This window comes from Variovorax sp. P4_D9, from assembly GCF_056401695.1.
On the sequence record NZ_JBFUIU010001086.1, the window covers coordinates 1 to 2,494 of the forward strand.

At 69.0% G+C, this 2,494-nt stretch carries 4 protein-coding genes; 3 read left to right on the forward strand and 1 reads right to left on the reverse strand.

The genetic code is table 11. The features are described 5' to 3' along the window. The first annotated feature begins 58 nt into the window (after positions 1–58). Entirely contained in the window at positions 59–511 is a 453-nt protein-coding gene (locus tag AC1DY5_RS51240; protein ID WP_478121953.1) for an Lrp/AsnC family transcriptional regulator, read from the forward strand. On the opposite strand, the gene AC1DY5_RS51245 is transcribed toward AC1DY5_RS51240, so the two are convergent. Continuing rightward, positions 508–714, reverse strand: a complete 207-nt coding sequence (locus AC1DY5_RS51245) for a DUF6494 family protein (RefSeq protein WP_478121950.1) — start codon at positions 712–714, stop codon at positions 508–510. The genes AC1DY5_RS51240 and AC1DY5_RS51245 overlap by 4 nt on opposite strands. A 77-nt stretch (positions 715–791) precedes the next feature. Here AC1DY5_RS51245 and amrB point away from each other — a divergent pair, with 77 nt between their 5' ends. Both amrB and amrS read left to right on the forward strand, forming a co-directional pair. Further along, complete coding sequence (gene amrB, locus AC1DY5_RS51250) at positions 792–1,601, forward strand: AmmeMemoRadiSam system protein B (RefSeq protein WP_478121951.1); 810 nt, start codon at positions 792–794, stop codon at positions 1,599–1,601. Further along, positions 1,598–2,494, forward strand: an 897-nt coding sequence (gene amrS / locus AC1DY5_RS51255) for an AmmeMemoRadiSam system radical SAM enzyme (protein ID WP_478121952.1), incomplete at its 3' end; no start/stop codon positions are given. The genes amrB and amrS, both read left to right, overlap by 4 nt.

A 2,494-nucleotide genomic window follows, 5' to 3' on the forward strand; every position in this document is an offset into this window, starting at 1 on the left:
CCCCCCGAGGGGGGCCGCAGGCCGCCTTGGGGCGGCCCGGCGCCGGCCTGAGACCCGCCTGTTGGACGACACCGATCGCCACCTGCTGAGCCTGCTGCAGGCCAATGCCCGGGAGCCCGCCGCGCTGCTCGCGCGCAAGCTCGGCGTGGCGCGCACGACGGTCGTGTCCCGCATCGCACGGCTGGAGCGGGACGGCGTGATCGCCGGCTTCGGCGTGCGGCTCGGCCAGCGCCTGGAAGCCGCCGCTGTGCGCGCCTACTGCGGCCTGAGCGTCGCACCCAAGTCCGGCGCCGCGGTGGTCCGCGCGCTCGAACGGCTGCCCGAGGTCGAGGAACTCTCCGCCGTCAGCGGCCAGTACGACTACATGCTTGCCCTGCGCTGCGAGACCAACGAGCAGCTCGACGCGCTGCTCGACCGCATCGGCCTGATCGAAGGCATCCAGCACACGCACACGTCGGTGGTGCTCAGCCGCAAGATCGACCGCCGCAGCGCGGTGGCACCACCGCCCTAATCCAGACGGATCTCGCCGTCGAAACCGACTTTCAGCTGCAGGCCCGGAATCTCCAGCGTCATCTTCGCCGGCAAGGCGGCATCGCCCGCGATCGCCCCTGCCGCGATCGCCTTCGACACGGCGTGCTCGATCTCGCGCTGCGAGCTGACGCCGACCGTCTTGAGGAACTTGCGGATGCTGAGATTGAAGGTCTCTTCGTTCATGACGATCTCCGTGACATTGCGGACGGGATTGATTTTCCGGTGCGGAAGGTTCAAATTCAACAGCAGGAGACCCTGCCATGCCCGCCGTGCGCCGTGCCGCTGTCGACGGCCTGTTCTACCCCGCCGAGCCCTCGGCGCTGCGGCGGCAGGTCGAGCGCTGGCTGGGCGGCGTCGACGACGACGAGGCCGATCGGGCACGCCGCCCCCCGAAAATGCTGATAACGCCGCATGCGGGTTACGTCTACTCCGGCGCGATCGCCGCGAGCGCCTACGCCCAGCTCGGGCACGGGCACCCTCCGGCCGTCACCCGCGTCGTCCTGCTCGGGCCCGCGCATCGCGTTCGGGTGTACGGCCTCGCCGCACCCGAGGCAGCCGCCTTCGAGACCCCGCTCGGCCAGATTCCGATCGACAAAGACGCACTGGCGGAACTCAGCGACCTGCCGCAGTGGGTCCGCAGCGACCGGGCGCACGCGGAGGAGCATTCGCTCGAGGTCCAGTTGCCGTTTCTTCAGGCCGTGCTCGGCGACTTCTCCCTGGTGCCGCTGGTCGTCGKCGACGCCGATGCGCAAGCCGTGGCGCAGGTCCTGGAGCGGCTCTGGGGCGGGCCGGAAACCCTGATCGTGATCAGTTCCGATCTGTCGCACTACCTGCCCTACGCGCAGGCCCAGGCCACGGACCGCGCCACCATTCAGCGCATCCTGAACTTCGATGCCGGTCTCACGCCGCATGAAGCCTGCGGATCTTCGGCGATCAATGGCGCCTTGCGCGCCGCGCGCCGGCACGGGTTGGCGCCGCGCCTGCTTGACATGTGCAATTCCGGCGACACCGCCGGCGATCGGGATCGGGTGGTCGGCTACGCAGCGCTCGCATTCGAGGAAGCGCCATGACTCGCCTCGACGGAGCGGCCACCGGATCAGCGCCCGCCCGCTGGTGGCACCGGCTCGACGACGGGCGCATCCAGTGCGACCTCTGCCCGCGCGACTGCCGGCTGCACGAAGGCCAGCGCGGCCTGTGCTTCGTGCGCCAGCGCGTCGGCGATGCGATGGTTCTCACAACCTACGGGCGGAGTTCGGGCTTCTGCATCGACCCGATCGAGAAGAAGCCGCTCAACCATTTCTTTCCGGGCAGCAGCGTGCTGAGCTTCGGCACCGCGGGCTGCAACCTCGCCTGCAAGTTCTGCCAGAACTGGGACATCTCGAAGAGCCGCGAGTTCGATCGCCTCATGGATGAGGCCTCGCCGGAACGGATCGCCGAGGCGGCACGCGCGAGCGGCGCATCGAGCGTGGCCTTCACCTACAACGACCCGGTGATCTTTGCCGAGTACGCGATGGACACCGCCGACGCCTGCCACGCGCTCGGGCTGCACAGCGTCGCGGTGACGGCGGGCTACATGCATGCCGAGCCCCGGCGCGCGTTCTACGACCGGATGGACGCGGCCAACGTCGACCTCAAGGGCTTCACCGAGCGCTTCTACTTCCAGCAGACCGGCGCGCACCTCGCGCCGGTCCTCGATACGCTGCAGTACCTGCGGCACGAGACCGATTGCTGGTTCGAGATAACGACGCTGCTGATCCCCGGACACAACGACAGCGACCTCGAGATCGATGCGATGACGCGATGGATCGCCGACCGGCTCGGCCTCGACGTGCCGCTGCACTTCACGGCCTTCCACCCCGACTACAAGATGCTCGCCGTCGAGCCGACGCCACCCTCCACGCTCAGGCGCGCCCGCGCGATTGCACTGGCCAACGGCCTGCATCACGTCTACACCGGCAACGTG

Coding starts and splice junctions, on each gene's coding strand:
- AC1DY5_RS51245 (WP_478121950.1), bottom strand. CDS start 714: ATGAACGAAGAGACCTTCAATCTCAGCATCCGCAAGTTCCTCAAGACG.